This is a genomic window from Enterobacter sp. 200527-13, assembly GCF_027924865.1.
GTDB lineage: Bacteria > Pseudomonadota > Gammaproteobacteria > Enterobacterales > Enterobacteriaceae > Enterobacter > Enterobacter ludwigii.
This window is the reverse complement of sequence record NZ_BSCM01000006.1, coordinates 158,688-180,966: the sequence shown is the minus strand read 5'-3', so window position 1 is coordinate 180,966 and position 22,279 is coordinate 158,688. Positions and strand designations below refer to the sequence as shown.

The 22,279-nt window shown below is 56.4% G+C and carries 26 protein-coding genes; 15 read left to right on the top strand and 11 right to left on the bottom strand.

The window, feature by feature from the left end; all coding sequences use genetic code 11:
- Positions 1-32: 32 nt before the first annotated feature.
- The 9 genes from QMG44_RS18635 (at position 33) to rpoS (ending at position 6,747) form a co-directional block, all read left to right on the top strand.
- Complete coding sequence (locus QMG44_RS18635) at positions 33-359, top strand: DUF3561 family protein (RefSeq protein ID WP_014171396.1); 327 nt, start codon at positions 33-35, stop codon at positions 357-359.
- Between the two features lie 166 nt (positions 360-525).
- Positions 526-837: a cell division protein FtsB gene (gene ftsB, locus QMG44_RS18630; RefSeq protein WP_008499609.1), complete on the top strand. Its 312-nt coding sequence runs from the start codon at positions 526-528 to the stop codon at positions 835-837.
- Between the two features lie 19 nt (positions 838-856).
- Complete coding sequence (ispD, locus tag QMG44_RS18625) at positions 857-1,567, top strand: 2-C-methyl-D-erythritol 4-phosphate cytidylyltransferase (protein ID WP_040018909.1); 711 nt, start codon at positions 857-859, stop codon at positions 1,565-1,567.
- Positions 1,567-2,046, top strand: coding sequence for a 2-C-methyl-D-erythritol 2,4-cyclodiphosphate synthase (ispF, locus tag QMG44_RS18620; RefSeq protein ID WP_014171394.1), 480 nt, complete (start codon positions 1,567-1,569; stop codon positions 2,044-2,046). The genes ispD and ispF overlap by 1 nt, the downstream gene beginning before the upstream one ends.
- The gene (truD, locus tag QMG44_RS18615; protein ID WP_014171393.1) at positions 2,043-3,092 is read left to right on the top strand and encodes a tRNA pseudouridine(13) synthase TruD; all 1,050 of its coding nucleotides are present in this window, start codon (positions 2,043-2,045) and stop codon (positions 3,090-3,092) included. Before ispF ends, truD begins: the two co-directional genes overlap by 4 nt.
- Positions 3,073-3,834 (top strand): 5'/3'-nucleotidase SurE, encoded by a 762-nt coding sequence (gene surE / locus QMG44_RS18610; protein ID WP_020883819.1) that lies wholly within the window; start codon positions 3,073-3,075, stop codon positions 3,832-3,834. Before truD ends, surE begins: the two co-directional genes overlap by 20 nt.
- Positions 3,828-4,454, top strand: a complete 627-nt coding sequence (locus tag QMG44_RS18605; protein ID WP_020883820.1) for a protein-L-isoaspartate(D-aspartate) O-methyltransferase — start codon at positions 3,828-3,830, stop codon at positions 4,452-4,454. The genes surE and QMG44_RS18605 overlap by 7 nt, the downstream gene beginning before the upstream one ends.
- Before the next feature lie 116 nt (positions 4,455-4,570).
- Positions 4,571-5,695, top strand: a complete 1,125-nt coding sequence (gene nlpD / locus QMG44_RS18600; RefSeq protein WP_020883821.1) for a murein hydrolase activator NlpD — start codon at positions 4,571-4,573, stop codon at positions 5,693-5,695.
- Between the two features lie 59 nt (positions 5,696-5,754).
- Positions 5,755-6,747, top strand: coding sequence for an RNA polymerase sigma factor RpoS (gene rpoS / locus QMG44_RS18595; RefSeq protein WP_013098493.1), 993 nt, complete (start codon positions 5,755-5,757; stop codon positions 6,745-6,747).
- A 52-nt stretch (positions 6,748-6,799) separates the two neighbouring features.
- Here the strand turns inward: rpoS and QMG44_RS18590 are convergent, their stop codons facing one another.
- Together QMG44_RS18590 and QMG44_RS18585 are read right to left on the bottom strand one after the other, a co-directional pair.
- On the bottom strand, positions 6,800-7,177 hold the full coding sequence (locus QMG44_RS18590) for a DUF4440 domain-containing protein (protein WP_047743518.1): 378 nt from the start codon (positions 7,175-7,177) through the stop codon (positions 6,800-6,802).
- Entirely contained in the window at positions 7,174-8,382 is a 1,209-nt protein-coding gene (locus tag QMG44_RS18585; RefSeq protein ID WP_086532162.1) for an MFS transporter, read from the bottom strand. Before QMG44_RS18585 ends, QMG44_RS18590 begins: the two co-directional genes overlap by 4 nt.
- 107 nt (positions 8,383-8,489) lie before the next feature.
- On the opposite strand from QMG44_RS18585, the gene QMG44_RS18580 reads away from it, so the two are divergent.
- Complete coding sequence (locus tag QMG44_RS18580) at positions 8,490-9,377, top strand: LysR family transcriptional regulator (RefSeq protein WP_073396493.1); 888 nt, start codon at positions 8,490-8,492, stop codon at positions 9,375-9,377.
- On the opposite strand, the gene QMG44_RS18575 is transcribed toward QMG44_RS18580, so the two are convergent.
- On the bottom strand, positions 9,374-9,781 hold the full coding sequence (locus QMG44_RS18575; RefSeq protein ID WP_020883824.1) for a MarR family winged helix-turn-helix transcriptional regulator: 408 nt from the start codon (positions 9,779-9,781) through the stop codon (positions 9,374-9,376). The two genes, QMG44_RS18580 and QMG44_RS18575, sit on opposite strands and share 4 nt — an antisense overlap.
- Positions 9,782-9,952: 171 nt before the next feature.
- Here QMG44_RS18575 and QMG44_RS18570 point away from each other — a divergent pair, with 171 nt between their 5' ends.
- The 3 genes from QMG44_RS18570 to QMG44_RS18560 are packed head-to-tail and all read left to right on the top strand — an operon-like array spanning position 9,953 to position 12,219.
- Complete coding sequence (locus QMG44_RS18570) at positions 9,953-10,555, top strand: non-oxidative hydroxyarylic acid decarboxylases subunit B (RefSeq protein ID WP_086532163.1); 603 nt, start codon at positions 9,953-9,955, stop codon at positions 10,553-10,555.
- Positions 10,545-11,972, top strand: coding sequence for a non-oxidative hydroxyarylic acid decarboxylases subunit C (locus tag QMG44_RS18565; RefSeq protein WP_063213991.1), 1,428 nt, complete (start codon positions 10,545-10,547; stop codon positions 11,970-11,972). Before QMG44_RS18570 ends, QMG44_RS18565 begins: the two co-directional genes overlap by 11 nt.
- Positions 11,973-11,982: 10 nt before the next feature.
- Positions 11,983-12,219: a non-oxidative hydroxyarylic acid decarboxylases subunit D gene (locus tag QMG44_RS18560; protein WP_047356676.1), complete on the top strand. Its 237-nt coding sequence runs from the start codon at positions 11,983-11,985 to the stop codon at positions 12,217-12,219.
- A 97-nt stretch (positions 12,220-12,316) separates the two neighbouring features.
- Here QMG44_RS18560 and mutS read toward each other — a convergent pair whose 3' ends face one another.
- Both mutS and QMG44_RS18550 read right to left on the bottom strand, forming a co-directional pair.
- Positions 12,317-14,878 carry a DNA mismatch repair protein MutS gene (mutS, locus tag QMG44_RS18555; RefSeq protein WP_086532164.1) on the bottom strand — a complete coding sequence of 854 codons (2,562 nt, stop codon included), beginning with the start codon at positions 14,876-14,878 and terminating at the stop codon, positions 12,317-12,319.
- 113 nt (positions 14,879-14,991) lie between these two features.
- Positions 14,992-15,222, bottom strand: coding sequence for a SymE family type I addiction module toxin (locus QMG44_RS18550; RefSeq protein ID WP_020883826.1), 231 nt, complete (start codon positions 15,220-15,222; stop codon positions 14,992-14,994).
- Positions 15,223-15,396: 174 nt separating this feature from the next.
- Here QMG44_RS18550 and QMG44_RS18545 point away from each other — a divergent pair, with 174 nt between their 5' ends.
- Entirely contained in the window at positions 15,397-15,741 is a 345-nt protein-coding gene (locus tag QMG44_RS18545) for a nitrous oxide-stimulated promoter family protein (protein ID WP_086532165.1), read from the top strand.
- 66 nt (positions 15,742-15,807) lie between these two features.
- Here QMG44_RS18545 and flhA read toward each other — a convergent pair whose 3' ends face one another.
- From flhA to hypA, 6 genes are all read right to left on the bottom strand, one after another.
- Entirely contained in the window at positions 15,808-17,880 is a 2,073-nt protein-coding gene (gene flhA, locus QMG44_RS18540) for a formate hydrogenlyase transcriptional activator FlhA (RefSeq protein WP_020883827.1), read from the bottom strand.
- Between the two features lie 63 nt (positions 17,881-17,943).
- Positions 17,944-18,954 carry a hydrogenase expression/formation protein HypE gene (gene hypE, locus QMG44_RS18535; RefSeq protein WP_044865615.1) on the bottom strand — a complete coding sequence of 337 codons (1,011 nt, stop codon included), beginning with the start codon at positions 18,952-18,954 and terminating at the stop codon, positions 17,944-17,946.
- Positions 18,951-20,072 carry a hydrogenase formation protein HypD gene (hypD, locus tag QMG44_RS18530; RefSeq protein WP_086532166.1) on the bottom strand — a complete coding sequence of 374 codons (1,122 nt, stop codon included), beginning with the start codon at positions 20,070-20,072 and terminating at the stop codon, positions 18,951-18,953. Before hypD ends, hypE begins: the two co-directional genes overlap by 4 nt.
- A 3-nt stretch (positions 20,073-20,075) precedes the next feature.
- Positions 20,076-20,348, bottom strand: coding sequence for a HypC/HybG/HupF family hydrogenase formation chaperone (locus QMG44_RS18525; RefSeq protein ID WP_047356672.1), 273 nt, complete (start codon positions 20,346-20,348; stop codon positions 20,076-20,078).
- The gene (gene hypB, locus QMG44_RS18520; RefSeq protein WP_032680402.1) at positions 20,339-21,202 is read right to left on the bottom strand and encodes a hydrogenase nickel incorporation protein HypB; all 864 of its coding nucleotides are present in this window, start codon (positions 21,200-21,202) and stop codon (positions 20,339-20,341) included. Before hypB ends, QMG44_RS18525 begins: the two co-directional genes overlap by 10 nt.
- 3 nt (positions 21,203-21,205) lie before the next feature.
- Entirely contained in the window at positions 21,206-21,556 is a 351-nt protein-coding gene (gene hypA, locus QMG44_RS18515; protein ID WP_086532167.1) for a hydrogenase maturation nickel metallochaperone HypA, read from the bottom strand.
- A gap of 210 nt (positions 21,557-21,766) precedes the next feature.
- Here hypA and hycA point away from each other — a divergent pair, with 210 nt between their 5' ends.
- Entirely contained in the window at positions 21,767-22,231 is a 465-nt protein-coding gene (gene hycA / locus QMG44_RS18510; protein ID WP_086532168.1) for a formate hydrogenlyase regulator HycA, read from the top strand.
- The last annotated feature ends 48 nt before the right edge of the window (positions 22,232-22,279 follow it).

Below are 22,279 nucleotides of genomic sequence, written 5' to 3'. Positions count from 1 at the left end.
CCGAACGATGAGTCACGGTCACAGGATCAGCTATGCGCAACAGTGAGAACTACATTATTACCACCGGGTCGGAGCCGTTAGCGACCGACGACGAGACGACCTGGTCCTTTCCTGGGGCCATAGTCGGCTTCGTCTCGTGGTTGTTGGCCCTGGGCATCCCTTTTCTTATCTACGGCGGTAATACGCTGTTCTTCTTTCTCTATACCTGGCCTTTCTTCCTGGCGCTGATGCCTGTGGCGGTTGTCGTCGGTATTGCGCTGCACTCGCTGCTTAATGGCAAACTTCTTTACAGTACCGTGGTCACGATTGTGACGGTGGTTCTGATGTTTGGTCTGTTATTTTTGTGGCTCATGGGCTAACTTCAGCCATAATTCAAACCGTAAACAACTGTGTGACGATATTGAGCAAGGCGATTCTGCGGAAAAAATGTGGTACATTTGCCCGCGATGTTGCGGCATCTCTGTTACCCCGGCAAAAAGATCTGGGGGCGTTTTGGGATGATGATGCCGTTTTTCAGGGGGCAGGATGGGTAAACTAACGCTGCTGTTGCTGGCTTTGCTGATCTGGCTACAATATTCGCTGTGGTTCGGTAAAAACGGACTGCACGACTATAGCCGGGTAAGCGATGACGTCGCGGCTCAGCAGGCAACAAACGCCAAACTTAAGGCGCGAAACGATCAACTCTTTGCTGAAATTGATGACCTCAATGGCGGGCAAGAGGCGATTGAGGAACGCGCACGCAATGAACTCAGTATGACTAAGCCGGGCGAAACTTTTTATCGTCTGGTTCCGGATGCGTCTAAACGCAATCAGGGCTCAGCACAAAACAATCGATAATCAGGCCCAGGATTACGACATGGCAGTAACTTTTTCGGACGTATGCGCCGTGGTGCCGGCTGCGGGTTTTGGCCGGCGCATGCAGACAGAATGTCCCAAGCAATACCTCTCTATTGGCGATAAAACGATCCTCGAACATTCCGTGGCGGCGCTGCTGGCGCATCCGCGGGTGACGCGCGTGATTATCGCTATCAGCCCGGGTGATGCGCGTTTCGCGCAGTTACCGCTGGCAAATCATCCGCAGATTACCGTTGTTGACGGCGGCGCCGAGCGTGCCGATTCCGTGCTGGCGGGCATTCAGGCCGCCGGTGAGGCACCATGGGTTCTGGTCCATGACGCTGCCCGTCCGTGCCTGCATCAGGATGACCTTGCGCGCCTGCTGGCGCTTAGCGAAACCAGCCGGGTAGGCGGTATTCTTGCCGCCCCTGTACGCGACACCATGAAGCGCGCTGAGCCGGGCAAGCAGGCTATCGCGCACACCGTTGAGCGCGTCGATTTATGGCACGCGCTGACCCCCCAATTTTTCCCCCGCGAATTACTTCACGACTGCTTAACGCGTGCGCTTAAAGAAGGTGCGACCATCACGGACGAAGCCTCGGCGCTGGAGTATTGCGGTTTCCATCCTGAGCTGGTTGAAGGACGCGCTGATAATATAAAAGTGACGCGTCCGGAAGATTTACAGCTCGCGGAATTTTATCTTACCCGTTCGACCCATCAGGAGAAGGCATAATGCGAATTGGACACGGTTTTGATGTACACGCCTTTGGCGGAGAAGGCCCAATTATCATTGGCGGCGTACGCATTCCTTATGAAAAAGGGCTGCTTGCGCATTCTGATGGCGACGTAGCATTACATGCCCTGACCGATGCATTGCTGGGTGCTGCGGCACTGGGCGATATCGGTAAGCTGTTCCCGGACACTGACCCGGCCTTCAAAGGCGCGGACAGCCGTGCGCTGCTGCGTGAAGCCTGGCGTCGTATTCAGGCGAAAGGCTACACCCTCGGCAACGTGGATGTGACGATCATTGCCCAGGCCCCCAAAATGCTGCCGCATATCCCGCAGATGCGCGTGTTCATTGCAGAAGATCTGGGTTGCCACATGGATGATGTTAACGTCAAAGCGACGACGACAGAGAAACTGGGCTTTACCGGTCGTGGTGAAGGGATTGCCTGTGAGGCCGTGGCGCTGCTGGTGAAGGCAAGCCAATGACGGACTTCGACAACCTGACCTGGCTGCACGGTAAACCGCAGGGGAACGGGCTGCTGAAAGCCAGCCCTGAAGATTTTGTTGTGGTGGAAGACCTGGGATTCGCGCCGGATGGCGAAGGCGAACATATCCTGGTACGCATTCTGAAAAATGGCTGCAATACCCGTTTTGTGGCCGATGCGCTGGCAAAATTCCTCAAAATTCATGCCCGCGAAGTGAGCTTTGCCGGGCAGAAAGATAAACACGCCGTCACCGAACAGTGGCTCTGCGCACGCGTGCCGGGTAATACGATGCCTGATTTAAGCAAATTTGAGCTTGAGGGCTGTAAGGTACTGGAATACGCACGCCATAAGCGCAAACTGCGTCTGGGCGCGTTGAAGGGCAACCATTTTACGCTGGTACTGCGTGAGATTTCGGACCGTGACGATGTGGAAAAACGCCTGAACGCTATCAATGCGTGCGGCGTACCAAACTATTTTGGCGCACAGCGCTTTGGTATCGGCGGCAGCAACCTGCTCGGCGCACTGCGCTGGGCGCAAAGCGATGCCCCGGTTCGCGACAGGAATAAACGCAGTTTTTGGTTGTCGGCGGCCCGCAGTGCGTTGTTTAATCAGATTGTGAGCGAACGGCTGAAAAAACCGGACGCGAATCAAGTTGTTGTCGGCGATGCGCTACAATTAGCGGGACGCGGGAGCTGGTTTGTGGCAACGGCTGAAGAAATGGCCGATGTGCAGTCGCGCGTGGATACTCAAACGCTGATGATTACCGCAGCCTTGCCCGGCACGGGCGACTGGGGTACGCAGGGCGATGCGCTGGCTGCTGAGCAGTCTGCCGTCGCTGATATGCAGGCATTACAAACACTGCTGGTGCGGGAAAAAGTCGAGGCGGCACGCCGTGCGATGCTGCTCTATCCGCAACAGTTGAGCTGGAACTGGTGGGACGACGTAACCGTCGAGTTACGCTTCTGGCTGCCGGCAGGTAGCTTTGCCACCAGTGTTGTCAGGGAACTTATCAACACGTCGGGTGATTATGCGAATATTGCTGAGTAACGATGACGGGATCCATGCGCCGGGTATACAGACCCTGGCGAAACACCTTCGCGAATTTGCGGAAGTGCAGGTCGTGGCACCCGATCGTAACCGCAGTGGAGCGTCTAACTCTCTGACGCTGGAGTCGTCGCTTCGCACCTTTACCTTTGAAAATGGTGATATCGCCGTCCAGATGGGCACGCCGACCGACTGCGTTTTTCTGGGCGTGAACGCGCTGATGCGCCCGCGCCCGGACATCGTCGTCTCCGGTATTAACGCCGGGCCCAATCTTGGCGACGATGTGATTTACTCCGGAACCGTGGCCGCCGCCATGGAAGGGCGCCATCTGGGGTTCCCTGCACTGGCCGTTTCGTTAAACGGCCACACGCACTACGACACGGCGGCAGCGGTGACCTGTTCTCTCCTGCGGGCGCTCAATCGCGAGCCGCTGCGTACCGGGCGCATCCTCAATATTAACGTGCCGGATCTGCCGCTGAGTGAAATCAAAGGCATTCGCGTAACGCGTTGCGGAAGCCGACACCCGGCTGACCAGGTGATCCCGCAGCAGGATCCGCGTGGCAATACGCTTTACTGGATTGGTCCTCCTGGCGACAAGTGTGACGCCGGACCGGATACCGACTTTGCCGCCGTTGATGAAGGATATGTCTCGGTTACGCCGCTGCATGTAGATTTAACCGCGTATAGTGCGCATGATGTGGTGTCGGGTTGGCTGGATCGCGCAGGAGTGAACGCGCAATGGTAAGCAAACGTGTACAAACTCTTCTGGAACAGCTACGCGCTCAGGGGATCCGCGACGAGCATGTGCTCGACGCGCTCGCCCAGGTGCCGCGTGAGAAATTTGTAGACGAGGCGTTTGAACACAAAGCGTGGGAAAACGTGGCGCTGCCTATCGGGCAGGGTCAGACGATTTCACAGCCTTACATGGTGGCGCGTATGACGGAGCTGCTGGAGCTCACGCCCCATTCGCGCGTGCTGGAAATTGGCACCGGGTCGGGGTACCAAACCGCGATCCTGGCGCATCTGGTGCACCATGTTTGCTCCGTTGAGCGTATTAAAGGTTTGCAGTGGCAGGCGCGTCGTCGCCTGAAACAACTTGATTTACATAACGTTTCGACACGACACGGTGATGGATGGCAGGGTTGGCAGGCACGCGCCCCGTTTGACGCGATCATCGTGACGGCTGCTCCACCTGAAATTCCCGCTGCTCTGTTATCGCAGCTGGATGAAGGCGGCATTCTTGTTCTGCCTGTCGGGGACGAGCAACAGCTCCTGAAGCGCGTTCGTCGGCGTGGCGGCGAGTTTATTATCGATACCGTGGAAGCTGTGCGCTTTGTTCCTCTGGTAAAGGGGGAGTTGGCCTGAGACTCAGAATTATCCAGGGTTATTAAGGCAAATTCAGCGTATGGTTTGGCGCGAAAGATTCGTGTCATCACGGTAAATTTTAAGTCACTGGTAGTTAACACATTCCTGGGGGATAAATGAGCGCGGGAAGCCCTAAATTCACCATCAGCCGTGTTGCGGCATTATCACTGGTTTCGCTCTGGCTGGCAGGCTGTACAAGTTCTAATAATGCACCTGCGCCCGTCAGTTCCGTGGGGGGATCCAGCAGCTCGGGTAACACGTCCAGCGGAATGTTGATCACCCCTCCGCCTAAAATGGGCACTGCTGCGGCACAACAAAATCCGCCCATTCAGCCAATGCAGCCTCCTGTTACGCAGCCAACACAGGTTCAGCCAGTGGAACACCCTGTGCAGACTCAAAATGGCCGCATAGTGTATAACCGCCAGTATGGGAACATTCCGAAAGGTAGCTATACCGGTGGGAGCACCTATACCGTAAAACGCGGCGACACGCTGTTCTATATTGCGTGGATCACCGGGAACGATTTCCGTGACCTGGCGCAGCGTAATAACGTCCAGGCCCCGTATGGTCTGGAAGTCGGCCAGACGCTCCAGGTGGGCAATGCGACGGGTACGCCGCTCACGCCTGGCAACACCGTTTCAGCGGCCGATGTCACTGCGCAAAATAACAGCGTTAAGCCTGCACAAAAATCCACCACGGTGGTTGCTTCACAACCGGTAATTACGTATTCTGAGGATTCAGGTGATCAGACTGCTAACAAAATGTTGCCGAATAATAAAGGGACTGCGACTGTTGTCACAGCACCGACTACGGCACCTGTGGTTAGCTCTACTGAACCGACTGCCAGCAGTATGACCTCCAGTTCGCCAATTTCTGCATGGCGCTGGCCAACTGACGGCAAGGTTATCGAAAACTTCTCTTCCTCCGAGGGAGGAAATAAAGGGATCGATATCGCAGGGAATAAGGGACAGGCTATTATCGCGACCGCAGACGGTCGTGTTGTATATGCCGGTAACGCTCTGCGCGGTTACGGTAATCTTATTATCATCAAACATAACGATGATTACCTGAGTGCCTACGCCCATAACGACACAATGCTGGTCCGGGAACAACAAGAAGTTAAGGCGGGGCAAAAAATCGCTACCATGGGTAGCACCGGCACCAGTTCTACACGCTTGCATTTTGAAATTCGTTACAAGGGGAAATCCGTAAACCCGCTGCAGTATTTGCCGCAGCGATAAGTTGACGGGGCATGCCAGCCAGGGTGTCTCGTTCAGGGATCACGGGTAGGAGCCACCTTATGAGTCAGAATACGCTGAAAGTTCATGATTTAAATGAAGATGCGGAATTTGATGAGAACGGAGCAGAGGCTTTTGATGAAAAAGCCTTAGTAGAAGAGGAACCCAGTGATAACGATTTGGCTGAAGAAGAGCTGTTATCGCAGGGCGCCACACAGCGTGTACTGGACGCGACTCAGCTTTACCTTGGGGAGATTGGTTACTCCCCACTGTTAACGGCCGAAGAAGAAGTCTATTTCGCACGTCGTGCTTTGCGTGGTGATGTTGCCTCGCGCCGTCGCATGATTGAAAGTAACTTGCGTCTGGTCGTGAAAATTGCCCGTCGTTACGGCAATCGAGGTCTGGCTCTGCTGGATCTGATTGAAGAGGGCAACTTAGGTCTCATCCGCGCAGTTGAGAAGTTTGACCCGGAACGCGGGTTCCGTTTCTCAACCTACGCGACCTGGTGGATTCGTCAGACCATCGAACGGGCGATTATGAACCAAACCCGTACGATTCGCCTGCCGATTCACATCGTCAAAGAGTTGAACGTTTATCTGCGTACTGCGCGCGAGTTGTCCCATAAACTGGACCACGAGCCAAGCGCGGAAGAGATCGCCGAACAACTTGATAAACCGGTTGATGACGTAAGCCGTATGCTGCGTCTCAACGAGCGCATTACCTCCGTTGACACCCCGTTGGGTGGCGACTCCGAAAAAGCGCTGCTGGACATCCTGGCCGATGAAAAAGACAACGGTCCGGAAGACACCACGCAGGACGATGACATGAAACAGAGCATCGTCAAATGGCTGTTCGAACTGAACGCCAAACAGCGTGAAGTGCTGGCACGTCGTTTCGGTTTACTGGGGTATGAAGCTGCAACACTGGAAGATGTCGGCCGCGAAATTGGCCTGACCCGTGAACGTGTTCGTCAGATTCAGGTTGAAGGTCTGCGTCGCCTGCGTGAAATCCTGCAGGGACAAGGTCTGAATATCGAAGCGCTGTTCCGCGAATAAGCAATCTTTCATCAAAAAAGGCCCGTCGTGAGACGGGCCTTTTTCTTTTGCGTTACGGTTGTGCCGTTTCGTGCAGCAAACGCCACGTTATCTTGCCATCCTTCTGATTGAGCACGGCGGTTGACCAGCGCACATTGACGGGCTGATCCGGGCGAGTTTGCGTTTCCCGGTAGTGAAGCACTGCGCCGTTGGCCCACGTCTGTAGCGTCGTTATCTCATCAAGAACAATCTCCAGACCAGGACGGCTGCCGCGCTGAAGGTCCAGGAAACCGACAAGCGCGTTATAGTCAAAATGGACGCCACCTGGGGTGAGCATCATAAAATCCGGCTGAAAGTGGGCGAGCAGGGCGTCAACATCCCCTTCGCCCTTACCCAACCAGTTCTCCAGCTTAACGTGAACGTCGATAATGTCCTGTTCGAAATGGGTCATGGTTTCTCCTGTTGCACCTCTGAAAGCACCTGCGTGTTGTTAAGACGAAAGACGTACACGACGGGCAGTAATGTGATGGCCGCAGCAACACTAAACATCCCGTGCCATGCGGTGAGCGGCGTGAAAAACGCCAGTGTCAGGTTCAGCACCTGCGAGAGCAGGAATGCCCCGGCAAAAAAACTGATCTGACGATTAAGATTCCATAGCGCGCTGGCGTCAGGCATATCGTCGCGCGCCGTCGTCAAAAATGCGCTGCTTTGCGCCGTACTGCTGCAAAGACTGCCGCCCGCGCCCATTAACGTAAACGCGACGCCAGGTAACAACACTGTGGTAGTCGGGCTGACGTTAAGCAGCAGTAAAACGCCCAGCGCCTGTAACAGGCAACCCACGACAATGAGAGGCCGGGGACCCACGCGGTTAAAATAACGTCCGGTCGCGGTGATCGCCATAAACGAGGCCAGAGACCATGGCAGCATCAGCATCCCCGTTGCGGCAGGTGTCATGTGCGCCTCGCTCTGAAGATAATACATCCCCGTGACGTTCACCCCAATAAACATGCCGGGTACGCACAAATAGACAAGCATGGAAAAACGCAGCAGCGGGTCGGCCAGCAGGGGCAGGTTTAACAGCCTGCTCGCTTTCACGGGGGGCCTCTCATTCTTAAGCCACACGCAGGCCAGGAAAAACGTCACGGCGGCGACAGGCGTTGTGGCAAAAAATATCCATCGCCAGCTGAGTGCCTGAACCAGCACTCCCCCCACGGCGGGTGAGCATGCAGGCGCAAGCAATGCAACCAGCATGACCGCTGAGGAGAGCCTGGCACGCTCATGGGGTTTAAACTTTTGCCAGGTCAGCGCCTGTCCGACCGGGATCAGTAAACCCCCTCCCATGCCCTGCAGCACTCGCCAGGCAATCAGGCTCTCAAGTGAGGACGACAAACCTGCCGCAACGGAGGCGGCGCTAAAGAGAAAAAGCGAAAGCAGAATCACATGCTTCGGCCCGAGCCTGCGCGTCAGCAGGGTGCTGAAGGGGATGACGAGTGTCAGACCGGCAATATAGCCGTTACTGACCCAGGCAAGCGATGAGGGCGTGGCGTTGAACGCCTGAGCCATTGCCGGAAAAGCGACGCTGGCGATAAACATATTAATTAAATCAAGAAAAAAGCCCAGTAGATAGACAACGGCGACTTTGCTGCGATACGACATGGCGGCACCTCCAGTGAGGGGCGTATCGTATCGGGCAGGGAGGTACGGATAAACGTTATAAAGCGCGATATACTGTCAAAAAATTTTTGACAGTAATAGGGCTGACCATGATTAATTTGCAGCGTACCGCGATGTTTGTCGCCGTCGCAGATACCGGGAGTTTCACCGCCGCAGCAGAGGCAATGGGGCTGACAAAAGCGGTGGTCAGCTTCAATATCCGCCAGCTGGAAGATGAACTGGGTGTCACCCTGTTGCTGCGTTCCACCCGTCGACTGACGTTAACCGAGGCGGGGAGGCTTTTCCATCAACGGAGCGTCGCGCTTTTAAAGGACGCGGAACGCCTGAAGGACGACGTCCGTGCAAACCATGCAGGTCTCACGGGGGAGTTGCGGATCACCACCACACCGGAGTACGGCTCGCAGGTTGTGGTCCCGTTACTGGCTGAGTTTAGCCAGCAACACCCGGACCTTCGCGTGCGTCACGTTTCGTCTTCACTGCATGCCGATTTGATTTCAGAGCGCTTTGATGTCGCCATCCGGCTGGGAACCCTTGCCGATTCACGCTATCACGCGGCACTGATAACGCAGTTCACTATTTTCCCCGTAGCGACGCCCGGCTGGCTGCGTAACCATCCTGTAGAATCGCTTGAACAGCTGGCGAAAGCTGACTGGATTATTCATGAGCGCTTAGCCTCGCCGCTGCGCTGGCAGGTGAACGATGCCAGCGGTGAGCCTGCCACGCTGGAAATTAAAAAAGCACCGCGTTTGTTTGCGGACAGTGCTCAGGCGCTGATGGCCTTTGCGGTCGCGGGATGCGGTGTGGCGCTGTTGCCGGCGTGGCTGGTGCGCCATGCGCTTGATGACGGCACGCTGGTGTCGGTTTTACCGGAATATACCTTTGCGCGGCAGGGCATCTATGCGGTTTATCCCGATGCCCCGCATGTGCCCGCGAAAGTGCGCACCTTTATCGATTTTATGCGCACCCGGGTTAACTAGTCGCGCATCATTTTTTTGACGAGTGCGGAGAATTGCGCCCGCTCGTCGTTGCTCAGCCGCCCTAAAAACGCCTCATCCACGTCATTGCCGAGCGGTTTACAGCTGGCAAGCAGCGCTTCACCTTCCGGCGTCAGGAAGACGAAACGACGGCGCTTGTCCGCCGGATCGTGCTCGCGTTTTACCAGTCCACGCGCCTCCATGCGGCTCAGCATCTCCGCGAGCGTCGCCTTTGTGCTGACCGCCACTTCTGTCAGAGCAACTTGCTCAATCCCCGGATTTTCGGCAATAGACCGCAATACCGCGTACTGCGGTTTGGTCAGTTCCGGCAATGCATGTTGCCAACGGGCAGTATGCTGTTGAAAAAGCTGGCGTAACAGGTGAAACGCCTCTTGTCTCAGTTCCATGAACACTCCGACGAAAAATTCTCTCCCTATGATAGCCGCTCTTGCCCAGGATTTTAACGCGGCAATTTTTAGCAATTAATGTGATCGTGTACGAACAATATTGTCAGAAACAGGATCCGGGAGTAACGTACTTAACATGTTCGTACACGAACGAATTCATTGAGGTGCTGAATGAGATTGATAGTTGGAATGACGGGCGCAACGGGCGCGCCGCTGGGCGTAGCGTTGCTGCAGGCATTACGTGACATGCCGGAGGTGGAGACCCATCTGGTCATGTCGAAATGGGCGAAAACCACCATTGAGCTGGAGACACTCTACACCGCACAGGATGTGGCTGCGCTGGCCGATGTTGTCCATAGCCCGGCCGATCAGGCTGCCACTATCTCATCCGGCTCGTTTCGCACCGACGGCATGATCGTCATTCCCTGCAGTATGAAAACCCTGGCAGGCATTCGCGCAGGCTACGCCGAAGGACTGGTGGGCCGTGCGGCAGATGTGGTGCTGAAAGAGGGGCGCAAACTGGTGCTGGTTCCTCGTGAAACCCCGCTCAGCACCATTCATCTCGAGAATATGCTCGCACTGTCCCGTATGGGCGTGGCAATGGTGCCGCCGATGCCCGCGTATTACAACCACCCGCAGACCGCCGACGATATCACCCATCACATTGTGACCCGCGTGCTCGACCAGTTTGGTCTGGAGCACAAAAAAGCGCGCCGCTGGAACGGGTTGCGGGAAGCAAAACATTTTTCACAGGAGAATAAAGATGGCATTTGATGATTTGAGAAGCTTCCTGCAGGCGCTCGAAGAGCAAGGGCAACTGCTGAAAATTGAAGAAGAGGTGAATGCAGAACCGGACCTGGCCGCGGCAGCCAATGCCACAGGCCGTATTGGTGACGGCGCACCGGCGCTGTGGTTCGATAATATTCGCGGGTTTACCGATGCCCGGGTGGTAATGAACACCATTGGTTCCTGGCAGAATCACGCCATTTCAATGGGACTGCCCGCGAACACCCCCGTTAAAAAACAGATTGATGAGTTTATTCGCCGCTGGGATAAATTCCCCGTCACACCAGAGCGCCGTGCAGATCCCGCCTGGGCTCAAAATACGGTGGAGGGTGAAGGCATTAACCTTTTCGACATCCTGCCGCTGTTCCGTCTGAACGACGGTGACGGCGGTTTTTACCTCGACAAAGCGTGCGTCGTTTCGCGCGATCCGCTTGATGCGGATAACTTCGGCAAGCAGAACGTCGGTATCTATCGCATGGAAGTGAAGGGAAAACGCAAGCTGGGTCTGCAACCGGTTCCGATGCACGATATCGCCCTGCATCTGCATAAAGCGGAAGAGCGCGGTGAAGATCTGCCGGTCGCGATTACGCTTGGCAATGATCCGATTATTACACTTATGGGCGCGACGCCGCTGAAATACGATCAATCTGAGTATGAGATGGCCGGTGCGCTGCGCGAAAGCCCCTATCCCATTGCGACGGCACCGCTGACCGGCTTTGATGTACCGTGGGGATCTGAAGTCATTCTGGAAGGGGTGATTGAAGGCCGCAAGCGCGAAATCGAAGGACCCTTTGGTGAGTTTACCGGGCACTACTCTGGTGGCCGTAACATGACGGTGGTGCGTATTGATAAAGTGTCTTACCGCACAAAACCCATTTTTGAATCCCTCTACCTCGGCATGCCGTGGACCGAAATTGACTACCTGATGGGCCCGGCTACCTGTGTACCGCTCTACCAGCAGCTGAAAGCAGAATTTCCGGAAGTGCAGGCGGTCAATGCCATGTATACCCACGGTTTGCTGGCGATTATCTCCACCAAAAAACGCTACGGTGGCTTTGCCCGCGCAGTCGGCTTACGTGCTATGACCACGCCGCACGGCCTGGGCTACGTGAAGATGGTGATTATGGTGGATGAAGACGTTGACCCGTTCAACCTGCCGCAGGTGATGTGGGCGCTGTCCTCGAAGGTGAACCCGGCGGGCGATCTGGTGCAGTTGTCGAATATGTCGGTACTTGAACTGGACCCGGGCTCCAGCCCGGCAGGCATTACCGACAAACTGATTATTGATGCCACCACGCCTGTTGCACCCGACAACCGGGGCCACTTCAGCCAGCCGGTGCAGGATTTACCTGAAACCAAGGCCTGGGCCGAAAAACTGACTGCGATGCTGGCTGCACGCCAATAAGGAGGAAAAGATGATATGTCCACGTTGTGCTGATGAGCATATTGAGGTGATGGCAACATCACCGTTGAAAGGGGTCTGGACTGTCTATCAGTGCCAGCATTGTCTGTATACCTGGCGTGACACGGAGCCGCTACGCCGGACCCACCGCGATCATTATCCGCAAGCGTTTCGCATGACGCAGAAGGATATCGATGACGCACCACAGGTGCCGACGATCCCGCCGTTACTGGCCGACGATAAGCGCTAAAAAAAGCCGGGTGGCGGTTTCGCCTTACCCGGCCTGTGTGTTTCAGATACCGCTACTTCCCGGCAGACCCGGTAAGCATTGCGCCACCGGGTGCAGACTACACCAGGCTTTTCAGGCGATAAATCCACTCCAGCGCCTGACGCGGCGTGAGCGAGTCCGGATCGAGATTTTCCAGCGCCTCAACGGCCGGTGACGTCTCTTCTGCCGGGGCTAGCAACGACATTTGCGTACCATCAATCTGCGTGGCCGCGGCATTCGGTGACAGGCTCTCCAGCTCACGCAATTTCTGGCGCGCACGTTTGATCACCTCTTTTGGAACCCCCGCCAGCGCGGCCACGGCCAGGCCATAGCTCTTGCTCGCGGCACCATCCTGTACGGTGTGCATAAAGGCGATGGTATCGCCGTGTTCCAGCGCATCGAGGTGGACGTTTGCCACGCCTTCCATCTTTTCTGGCAACTGTGTCAGCTCGAAATAGTGGGTTGCGAACAGCGTCATTGCCTTGATCTTATTGGCAAGGTTTTCAGCGCAGGCCCATGCCAGTGACAGACCATCATAGGTTGATGTTCCGCGCCCGACTTCGTCCATCAACACCAGGCTGTATTCGGTCGCGTTATGCAGAATATTGGCGGTTTCGGTCATCTCCACCATAAAGGTTGAGCGGCCGCTGGCCAGATCGTCCGCTGCCCCGACACGGGTAAAGATACGGTCGATAGGGCCAATCTCCACTTTTTGCGCAGGAACGTAGCTGCCGATATAGGCGAGCAGAGCGATAAGCGCCGTCTGGCGCATATAGGTACTTTTACCGCCCATGTTTGGACCGGTAATGATCAGCATTCTTCTCTGTGGCGACAGGCTTAGCGGGTTGGCGATGAACGGCTCGTTCAGCACCCGTTCCACAACCGGATGACGGCCTTCGGTAATACGAATACCGGGTTTATCGGTAAAGGTCGGGCAGGTGTAGTTCAGCGTTTCAGCGCGTTCTGCCAGGTTGACCAGCACGTCCAACTCTGCCAGCGCGCTGGCGCTTGACTGCAGGTCTGCAAGGTGCGGCATCAGCATGTCGAACAGCTCTTCATACAGCTGTTTCTCCAGCGCCAGCGCCTTGCCTTTCGAGGTGAGAACTTTGTCCTCATACTCTTTCAGTTCAGGGATAATGTAACGCTCAGCGTTTTTCAGCGTCTGGCGGCGCACGTAGTGGATGGGGGCCAGATGGCTTTGTCCACGGCTGATCTGAATGTAGTAACCGTGAACCGCGTTATAGCCCACTTTGAGGGTATCGAGCCCAAGGCGTTCGCGCTCGCGAATTTCCAGCTTATCCAGGTAGTCCGTGGCACCGTCGGCCAGCGCACGCCATTCATCCAGCTCTTCGTTGTAGCCCGGGGCAATTACGCCGCCGTCACGCACCAGAACCGGAGGGGCGTCAATAATGGCGCGTTCGAGCAGCTCGCGCAGCTCGCTAAATTCACCCATGGTTTCACGCAGTTTCTGCACCGGCGCGCTATCCACATCGGCGAGCAGGCTGCGCAATTCTGGCAACTGCTGGAAGGCATGACGCATGCGGGCGAGGTCGCGCGGACGTGCCGTACGCAGCGCCAGACGCGCAAGAATACGCTCCAGATCGCCGACCTGACGCAGCACGGGCTGCAGTTCACTGTAGCGATCCTGCAACGCGGCAATCGTCTGCTGACGACAGGTAAGCGTGCCGGTATCGCGAATGGGCATATGCAGCCAGCGTTTTAACATACGGCTGCCCATCGGCGTCACCGTGCTGTCGAGGACGGAAGCGAGGGTGTTTTCCATGCCTCCGGCCAGATTCTGGGTGATCTCCAGATTACGACGCGTCGCGGCATCCATAATGATGCTGTCCTGCTGCCGCTCCATCGTGATCGAGCGGATATGCGGCAGGGTGGTGCGCTGGGTATCTTTGACGTACTGCAGCAGGCAACCCGCGGCACACAGTCCGCGCGGGGCATTTTCCACACCAAAGCCAATCAGATCGCGGGTGCCAAACTGCAGATTCAACTGCTGGCGCGCGGTATCAATTTCGAACTCCCACAGCGGACGACGGCGCAGACCGCGGCGGCCTTCAATCAGCGCCATCTCGGCAAAATCTTCGGCATAGAGCAGTTCTGCCGGGTTCGTGCGCTGTAATTCAGCCGCCATCGTTTCACGATCTGCCGGTTCACTCAGACGAAAACGTCCGGAGCTGATATCCAGCGTCGCATAACCGAAACCTTTGCCGTCCTGCCACAGTGCCGCCAGCAGGTTATCCTGGCGCTCCTGCAGCAGGGCTTCGTCGCTGATCGTACCAGGCGTGACGATGCGCACGACTTTGCGCTCAACCGGCCCTTTTGAGGTTGCCGGATCGCCGATCTGTTCGCAGATGGCGACTGACTCACCCTGATTCACCAGTTTCGCAAGGTAGTTTTCTACCGCGTGATGCGGAATACCGGCCATGGGAATGGGCTCGCCTGCAGATGCGCCACGCCGGGTCAGCGAGATGTCGAGCAGCTGCGACGCACGTCTGGCATCGTCATAAAATAGCTCGTAAAAATCGCCCATACGGTAGAACAACAAGATTTCCGGATGCTGTGCTTTCAGCTTCAGGTACTGCTGCATCATAGGCGTATGTGCGTCGAAATTGTCGATTGTGCTCATGGAGTTATGATGTCCATTTCTTTGAAAATAATACGCTTTGGGCGGCTCAGTGGCCGTTAGTTCCTTCTATTGTCGCATGAAAAAAAGGTACGGCGCAGAAAAATGTCGCGGCTTTACGAGGTGCCTTCCTGCACTAACTCAATGACAATTTTTCCATGCTCAACCCCCACTCTGACCTGCGAATGGGTGGTAAACCCCGCTTTTTCAAGCCAGTCGCCCTTTAAGCTCAGCGCCGCATGCACGCTGTAGCGTTTGGGTATCTTGGTGTTACGGTCTTCATGACGCTTTCTGAAATACCCCACTTTCAAATGACGATAGGATTTGGTGATAGCGATCTCGTGCATACGGCCTCCGGACAACATGGACAAGGGTCATTCCTGGTGCTGTATAAAATACCAGTGATTTACTGCAGGCGTGGGCTTAATACTGGAATCAGCCTTCAGAAAACAGAATGCAACACCTGAAATCAGTAGCTGAAAGGCGTATTATAAATGCACTTTATTGTCTGGTGAGCCGTTATGTCCGGAAAACGCATTGCACGTGAGAAAGCGACGATCGCGAAAATGATCGCGCTGTATGAAACACAGTGTCCCCAGGCTTCGCAGGAAGAGGGGTATTATCAGGCGCTGAAAGCGTATGCCAATAAGCGCCTGGATAAATGCGTTTTTGGTGAGGAAAAACCCGCCTGTAAACAGTGCCCTGTTCACTGCTATCAGCCTGCCAGGCGCGAAGAGATGAAGCAGGTGATGCGCTGGGCTGGCCCACGCATGTTATGGCGTCATCCCATCCTGACGGTACGCCACCTGATGGATGACCGTCGCCCGGTGCCGGAATTACCGGAAAAGTATCGCCCGAAAAAGTAACCGTTCAGGCGCTTCGCTGACAACCGTATCCCAACGCCTGCATGCGGGATCTCAGCCAGAATGACGCTACACCAGGCTCTCTTTATCAATCCCGAGACGTTTCATGCGCGAGAGCAGCGTGGTGCGTTTTAGCCCCAGTCGCTGGGCGGCACCTTTCGGTCCGGCCACGACACCGTTAGTTTCTTTCAGCACGCGCATGATCAACTGATATTCGTCTTCACCTTCCTGCGCCACGTCGGTGGCTGTAACCGGGGTTTCGGGCAGGGAAACTTCGGGCAGGGAGAGTTGCAGTACGTTACCGCGCGTCAGCAATACCGCACGTTCAATGACGTTTTCCAGTTCACGGACGTTACCCGGCCACTCCATCGAGGAGAGGGTACGTAGCGTCTCGGCGGGGATACTGTCGATGTTGCGGCCCATCCGGCGGGCTATTTTGGCGGTAAACGCTTTGACCAGCAGAGGGATATCTTCCGGCCGTTCACGCAGGGGCGGCAGGCAGATTGGGAAGACGTTCAGGCGATAATAGAGGTCGCTTCGAAACTCGCGGTCGGCGACCATTTTTTTCAGGTCGCGGTTGGTGGCGGCAATGAGCCGCACGTCAGTCTGGATAAGTTTGTTACTGCCAAGACGTTCAAACTCCTGCTCCTGCAGGACGCGAAGCAGTTTGGGCTGCAACTCCAGAGGCATGTCACCCACTTCATCAAGGAACAACGAGCTTTTGTCCGCCAGCTCGAAACGGCCCAGGCGCTGGCTGCTGGCACCGGTAAACGCGCCGCGTTCGTGGCCAAAGAGATCGCTTTCCAGCAGGCCTGCGGGCATAGCAGCGCAGTTCATCTTCACCATGCGGCGGCTGTTACGGTTGCTGAGGTTGTGGATCGCACGGGCAATCAGCTCTTTACCGGTGCCGGTTTCACCGAGGATCAGCACCGTACTGTCACTTTGCGCCACCATCTCCACCTGTTTCAGCACGCTGTACATGGCATCGCTGCGGCCGATGATTTCGCCAAACTCGCTGTCCACGTTATTGAGCTGTTCCGTCAGCGCCAGGTTTTCATCCACCAGCCGTTCTTTCAGACGGTGGATCTCCTGATAGGCCAGCGCGTTATCCAGTGCGATGGAGATACGCTCGGCAATCTGGCGCAGCAGTTTCAGGTTGGCGGTGGTAAAGACGCCCTCTTCACACTGCGCCAGCTTCAGGACACCAAGCATAGTATTGCCGGACATCAGCGGTAGCAGGCACAGCGTCTGGATTTTATTCCCCCAGGTGTTAAACAGCATCCGCTCATAAGGCGCGAGCGCATCCTGCTCGTTGAGATTGAGCAGCAGGATCTCTTTGCTTTTAAATACCCGCTCAGAGAGCGTGCCCGCCTCATCCACTTCACTCTGTTCGTGGGCGGGGTTTGCCTCATCAAGATAGTGGGTGGAGTAGATGTTCAGCTTGCCTTTCCGGTGCCCCCGGAGCGCAATACTGATGGCGTCGATTTTGAAATAGTGGTGGATCTCTTTTGAGACTTCGCTGACCAGCTCATCCATATCGAGGCGCGAAAGCACCGCGTTGGTGATGGCCACCAGGATCCGGAAATTGTCACGTTCGCGGCTCAGCAGGTCGTAATCCACATTATTGGTGACGCGGCTTTGAATTTGCTCCGCGACCACGGCCACAATCTGGGTAAAGGTGTGCAGACGCTCGTATTCCGCCTCGCTCCACGGCTGGTCGGTGTGACGAATAAACTCGCAGCCGCCGAAGATATGCCCTTCCACCGCCAGTGGCAGCAGGCTGTAATGGCCGAAAGGCGGGTATAACTGACTCTGCGCCAGCATCGGCCACGCCTCGCGAAATTCCTCAAAATTGCAGTGCAGCGCCTCCGGGCGGGAAAGAATACGCCGGACAGGACCATGAGCGAGGTAGGTTTCATCCTCGTACTCAAACGCTTTGCCATTGTCGCGCGTTGAATAGTAGCTCGCGCGATGGCTTGCGCTATGCCAGAGCACAATTGCGGCGCTGTCTGCCAGCGCTGATTGCCTGACCAGCCGCGTCAGGGCATCGCTCAGCGCGCCAAGATCGGGCTGCTGTAAAAGTGTGCGCGTAATGTCAAACAGGCCCTGCTGTCCAAGATCGCTCATCGGTGTATACGGCATATTGCTTTCCAATAGAAACTGGCAAAAAAGAGAAAGTCAGTGCTGACCGCTTTTGGCGCGGTTCTAGCAAATGCGGGGTAAAGGTTCCGCGTGCGGCAGATCCAGCGTCCGCTTGACGCCATACAGCCCGGTCAGGCGCACCCCTTTGCGCTCAACCACTTCACCAATCAGCGCGGCCTCTTTCCCGAAAGGATGTGCCCGCAGCTGTTCGAGTACGGATTCGGCCGCCGCGCGCTCCACGCCAATGACCAGCTTGCCTTCATTCGCAAAGTTTAGCGGGTCGAGCCCGAGGAGTTCGCACAAGCCGCGAACGGCAGGCTTAACGGGCAGCGCGCGTTCAGTGAGTTCAATACCCAGACCGCAGCGTGCCGCGAACTCATGTACCACGGCGTTAACCCCGCCGCGTGTCGCATCGCGCAGGGCTTTCACGCCTGGAAGGGAACGCAGGGTCTGGATAAGCGGGGTCAGTACCGCGCAATCACTGCGTAATTCTCCGTCCAGCCCCAGGCCTTCACGCAGGTTCAGGATCGTCGCCCCGTGGCAGCCCAGCGATCCGCTGACGATCAGCACGTCGCCGACGGCAAGCTGCTGCGCGCCCCAGTGAATGTCGGCAGGGATCGCCCCCATGCCGGCGGTATTGATGAACAGTTTGTCGGCTGCGCCACGCTGGACCACTTTGGTGTCGCCGGTGACGATGGCGATACCCGCCTCGCGTGCCGTGTGCGCCATGCTGCTGACGACCGCAGAGAGCGTCTCCATCGGCAGCCCCTCTTCAAGGATAAAGCCGCAGGAGAGAAAGCGCGGAACAGCGCCGCTGACGGCCACGTCATTTGCCGTGCCGCAGACCGCGAGCTTGCCGATATCGCCGCCCGGGAAGAACAGCGGGTCAATCACGTAGCTGTCGGTGGAAAAGGCCAGCCTGTCGCCCTGCGCGGTCAGGGTGGAGAGGTCAATGCGGGCCTGATCCTCCTGTTCCGCCAGCCAGGGGTTATCAAACGCGTCCATAAACAGACGGTTAATCAGCTGCTGCATCGCCAGGCCGCCGCTGCCGTGTGCCATTTCAACCGTATTCATGCTTCAGACTCCTGATTGCGATACTGATACCACGCGGCACACGCCCCTTCGGAAGAGACCATCAGCGCGCCAAAAGCCGTTTGCGGGTTACAGGTGTTGCCAAATAACGGGCAGTGATGGGGTTTGCATTTGCCGGTGAGCACTTCGCCACAGCGGGCCCGCGGGTCGTCACACACCTGTTGCGGCTGCGGGCGGAAGTGGGCTTCGGCGTCGAACGACCGGTAGGCTGGCGTCAGGCGCACGCCAGACTCTGCAATCAGCCCCAGACCACGCCATTCGCTGTCGCCCTCGACGCTAAATACCTCGGCTATCGCCTGCTGGGCCACCACATTTCCACTGTCGGGGACGACACGGCGGTACTGATTTTCTACTGCACTCTGGGCTGCTATTTTCTGCTCAACCAGCATGGTCACGCCTTGCAGTAGATCAAGAGGTTCGAAACCAGCCACCACTAAAGGCCGTTCGAACTGTTCAGCGATAAAGCCGTAGGCCGACGTCCCGATAACCATGCTGACATGGCCCGGCGCCAGAAAAGCGTCAATTCCGTTGTCCGGCTCTTCAAGCAGACTGCGTAACGTCGGGATGAGCGTAATGTGCTGGCAAAAAAAGAAAAAGTTATCAATGTTGCGGGCTTTGGCCTGCTGCAGCGTGATGGCCGTGGCGGGCATGGTGGTTTCAAAACCAAGCCCGAAAAAGACGACCTTGCGACCGGGGTTATGGGTGGCCAACGTCAGGGCGTCCATCGGCGAGTACACGATCCTGATATCCGCGCCCCGGGCTTTTGCCTGCAGCAGCGAGCCGTTTTTGCCCGGCACGCGCATCGCATCGCCAAAGGTACAGAAAATCACGTCAGGCTGGTGGGCTATCTCAAGGCAGGCGTCGATGCGTCCCATCGGCAGGACGCACACCGGGCAGCCGGGGCCATGGATAAACTCGATGTTTTCCGGCAGAAGCTGGTCGAGGCCAAATTTAAAGATGGCATGCGTATGCCCGCCGCAGACTTCCATAATACGCAGCGGCTTTTCGGCGGTATAGCTCAGCCGTGCCGCCCGTGTTTTCAGATGTTCAATCAGCTGCATCACCTGCTCAGGCGCGCGATATTCATCAACGTAGCGCATGGTTTACCGCTCCTCGCCGTACAGCAATGCCCCGACGTCCGGCTCCACGTCGAACATATTCTGAAGGGCAGCAAGCGTGTCGCGGGCCTCCGCTTCGTTGATGATGCTCATGGCAAACCCCACGTGCACCAGCACCCACTGACCGAGGCGTGAGGCGCCGGTTTCGTCGGTGCTGCCGACGAGCGTCAGGTCGACGTCGCGCAATATACCGCACACTTCAACGCGGGCCTGATTCCCGTCAATGGCGTGAATTTGTCCGGGGACGCCTATGCACATCGTTCGCTCTCCAGCCAGTTCAGCCAGGCGTCCATCCCGTCGCCGCGGGTGGCGGACACCAGCATGATGTCAATCTCCGGGTTCACTTCACGGGCATAGGCCATGCATTTATCCACGTCGAAATTCAGGTACGGCAGCAGGTCAACTTTGTTCAGCAACATCAGCGAAGCGGCGGCAAACATATGCGGATATTTAAGCGGCTTGTCTTCACCTTCGGTCACCGAGAGCACCGCGACCTTATGTCGCTCACCGAGATCGAAGCTGGCCGGACAGACCAGGTTGCCCACGTTCTCAATAAACAGGATGCCGTTGTCCGCCAGCGGCAAGCGCGGCGTGGCGTCGGCAATCATTTGTGCATCCAGATGGCAGCCTTTACCCGTATTAACCTGAATGGCGGGCGTGCCGGTTTCGCGTATACGCGCGGCGTCGTTCACCGTCTGCTGATCGCCTTCGATCACCGCGCAGGAGATGCGCCCGTTCAGGCGGTGGAGCGTTTGTGTCAGCAGCGTGGTTTTGCCGGAGCCGGGGCTGGAGACCAGGTTCAGGACCAGCTGTTTACGCGTGGCAAAGCGGGCGCGGTTGCGTGCTGCAATCTGGTTGTTTTTATCCAGAACGTTGATTTCCACCTCCAGCATCTGACGCTGGCTGAGCCCCGGCGCGTGGGTACCGGCGACGCCATGCCCGTAATGCAGGTCGCCCGCAGCGGAGTGTCGGGGGGCGAAGGTGATACCGGTTAATGCCGCTGCAGGACGAGGGGCAGGTGAAAAGGGTGCGGAGCGAAACGCGGCGTGAGGACGGTGTTCATCCCCTTCTATATACAGGTTGCCTTCAGCGCAACCGCAGGTACTACACATATTTTACTCCTTCTCGATTTCGAGACGTTGGATCTGCATGCCGTCATCCGCCACGATGCGAAGCTCGCTGCTCTGGCACTGCGGACAGCGCTGAACCTTCGATGAAAGCAGAGTGACGTATTGCTGACACTGCGCGCACCAGCACTCCGCCTGCTGTTCTTCAATATGAAGTTCACAGCCTTCCGCCAGCGTGCCGCGGCACACCAGCTCAAAGCAGAAGGTCAGGGCGCTGGTTTCAACGCAGGAAAAGGCCCCGACCTGTAGCCAGACGCCGGTGATGCGTTTTGCATTGTTTGCCCGCGCCTGCTGTTCAATTAACTCGACGGCCCGCTGGCAGAGGGTGATTTCGTGCATGACGCCTCCTCAATGAATTGCCCCGATAATGCAATAACGGTGCCAGCTTGATTTTTGTTAAGGCGTGACGATGTCAATGCTGTCGAAATGACACGTCGACACGGCGCGATTGACACGCTTCTTTTGATTAAAATAGTTAAAAATCAATATATTAAAAACTGGCATGGAATCTGCTTTACAGCCGCTATCTCCATTAACCGGATACCTTTTATGACTATTTGGGAAATTAGCGAAAAAGCGGATTACATTGCGCAGCGCCATCAGCAGTTACAGGAGCAGTGGCACCTTTACTGCAACTCTCTGGTTCAGGGCATCACCCTGTCAAAAGCCCGTCTTCACCACGCCATGAGCTGTGCAGCGCAGGGGGATATGCGCTTTGTGCTCTTCGGCCATTTCACGATAAACGTCACCCTGGCAGACACCTTCAACAGCCACACCATCGAGTACTACGTCGAAACAAAAGAAGGTGAAAAACAGTGTCTTGCGAAGGCGCAGCTGATGGCCGACGGGATGGTCGATGGTCACGTCAGTAACCGCGATCGCCAGCAGGTGCTGGAGCACTATCTGGAAAAAATCGCGCCGGTTTATAACGGCCTGTACGCCGCTGTTGAACACGATCTCGCGGTCAACCTGAAACAGCTGATGGATGGAAATACCTCAGCGAACGTGGCCTGACCATTGCGTGTCGAGAAGTGTCGACAAGACAGTTTTTCGTCAAAAATG

What these genes read in the sequence shown, in the direction of transcription:
- nlpD (WP_020883821.1), top strand. Translation starts at nt 4,571, where the DNA reads ATGAGCGCGGGAAGCCCTAAATTCACCATCAGCCGTGTTGCGGCATTA.
- rpoS (WP_013098493.1), top strand. Translation starts at nt 5,755, where the DNA reads ATGAGTCAGAATACGCTGAAAGTTCATGATTTAAATGAAGATGCGGAA.
- QMG44_RS18560 (WP_047356676.1), top strand. Translation starts at nt 11,983, where the DNA reads ATGATATGTCCACGTTGTGCTGATGAGCATATTGAGGTGATGGCAACA.
- QMG44_RS18525 (WP_047356672.1), bottom strand. Translation starts at nt 20,348, where the DNA reads ATGTGCATAGGCGTCCCCGGACAAATTCACGCCATTGACGGGAATCAG.
- flhA (WP_020883827.1), bottom strand. Translation starts at nt 17,880, where the DNA reads ATGCCGTATACACCGATGAGCGATCTTGGACAGCAGGGCCTGTTTGAC.
- hypB (WP_032680402.1), bottom strand. Translation starts at nt 21,202, where the DNA reads ATGTGTAGTACCTGCGGTTGCGCTGAAGGCAACCTGTATATAGAAGGG.
- surE (WP_020883819.1), top strand. Translation starts at nt 3,073, where the DNA reads ATGCGAATATTGCTGAGTAACGATGACGGGATCCATGCGCCGGGTATA.
- mutS (WP_086532164.1), bottom strand. Translation starts at nt 14,878, where the DNA reads ATGAGCACAATCGACAATTTCGACGCACATACGCCTATGATGCAGCAG.
- ispD (WP_040018909.1), top strand. Translation starts at nt 857, where the DNA reads ATGGCAGTAACTTTTTCGGACGTATGCGCCGTGGTGCCGGCTGCGGGT.
- hycA (WP_086532168.1), top strand. Translation starts at nt 21,767, where the DNA reads ATGACTATTTGGGAAATTAGCGAAAAAGCGGATTACATTGCGCAGCGC.
- hypA (WP_086532167.1), bottom strand. Translation starts at nt 21,556, where the DNA reads ATGCACGAAATCACCCTCTGCCAGCGGGCCGTCGAGTTAATTGAACAG.
- hypE (WP_044865615.1), bottom strand. Translation starts at nt 18,954, where the DNA reads ATGAATACGGTTGAAATGGCACACGGCAGCGGCGGCCTGGCGATGCAG.
- hypD (WP_086532166.1), bottom strand. Translation starts at nt 20,072, where the DNA reads ATGCGCTACGTTGATGAATATCGCGCGCCTGAGCAGGTGATGCAGCTG.
- QMG44_RS18580 (WP_073396493.1), top strand. Translation starts at nt 8,490, where the DNA reads ATGATTAATTTGCAGCGTACCGCGATGTTTGTCGCCGTCGCAGATACC.
- truD (WP_014171393.1), top strand. Translation starts at nt 2,043, where the DNA reads ATGACGGACTTCGACAACCTGACCTGGCTGCACGGTAAACCGCAGGGG.
- QMG44_RS18550 (WP_020883826.1), bottom strand. Translation starts at nt 15,222, where the DNA reads ATGCACGAGATCGCTATCACCAAATCCTATCGTCATTTGAAAGTGGGG.
- QMG44_RS18570 (WP_086532163.1), top strand. Translation starts at nt 9,953, where the DNA reads ATGAGATTGATAGTTGGAATGACGGGCGCAACGGGCGCGCCGCTGGGC.
- QMG44_RS18605 (WP_020883820.1), top strand. Translation starts at nt 3,828, where the DNA reads ATGGTAAGCAAACGTGTACAAACTCTTCTGGAACAGCTACGCGCTCAG.
- QMG44_RS18545 (WP_086532165.1), top strand. Translation starts at nt 15,397, where the DNA reads ATGTCCGGAAAACGCATTGCACGTGAGAAAGCGACGATCGCGAAAATG.
- QMG44_RS18585 (WP_086532162.1), bottom strand. Translation starts at nt 8,382, where the DNA reads ATGTCGTATCGCAGCAAAGTCGCCGTTGTCTATCTACTGGGCTTTTTT.
- QMG44_RS18565 (WP_063213991.1), top strand. Translation starts at nt 10,545, where the DNA reads ATGGCATTTGATGATTTGAGAAGCTTCCTGCAGGCGCTCGAAGAGCAA.
- QMG44_RS18590 (WP_047743518.1), bottom strand. Translation starts at nt 7,177, where the DNA reads ATGACCCATTTCGAACAGGACATTATCGACGTTCACGTTAAGCTGGAG.
- ispF (WP_014171394.1), top strand. Translation starts at nt 1,567, where the DNA reads ATGCGAATTGGACACGGTTTTGATGTACACGCCTTTGGCGGAGAAGGC.
- QMG44_RS18635 (WP_014171396.1), top strand. Translation starts at nt 33, where the DNA reads ATGCGCAACAGTGAGAACTACATTATTACCACCGGGTCGGAGCCGTTA.
- ftsB (WP_008499609.1), top strand. Translation starts at nt 526, where the DNA reads ATGGGTAAACTAACGCTGCTGTTGCTGGCTTTGCTGATCTGGCTACAA.
- QMG44_RS18575 (WP_020883824.1), bottom strand. Translation starts at nt 9,781, where the DNA reads ATGGAACTGAGACAAGAGGCGTTTCACCTGTTACGCCAGCTTTTTCAA.